Annotated in this window: 1 protein-coding gene; it reads right to left on the bottom strand. The window is 42.5% G+C overall.

Going from position 1 to position 386, the window contains the following annotated elements:
* Positions 1-386: PRD domain-containing protein (locus GVL05_RS19945; RefSeq protein WP_159574258.1), on the bottom strand; the 386-nt coding region annotated here is incomplete at both ends.

Here is a 386-nt window from a genome sequence, read left to right on the forward strand (position 1 = left end):
CCTTTAGCTCGATCAGAGATGACATATCAAACGATTCAATTTCCGGCAGCTCTTTTTTCAGTCTGGAGGCAAGCATTTTCGAGGAGCCGATCCCGCTTGAGCAGACGACAAGCGCTTTCACTTTTGCTTCTTCTTTTTTGATTTCAAGAGCCGAGCCAAAGTGAAGAACGATAAAAGCGATTTCATCATCAGAAAAGGACATGCCCGGAAAATACTTTTCGACACCTTCTTCGATCGCCATATAAAGCAGAAAATAATCGCGCTTGATCTGTTCCTTCATCGGATTGTATATCTCAATATTTTCTTTTATGCGGCTGACGGCCGGCTCCAAATGGGCAATCAAGCCTTCATATAAAGAGTAGTTTTTCGTCAGATCCATTCTGATT

It is taken from the genome of Curtobacterium sp. 18060 (assembly GCF_902706105.1).
Classification (GTDB): Bacteria; Actinomycetota; Actinomycetes; order Actinomycetales; family Microbacteriaceae; genus Curtobacterium.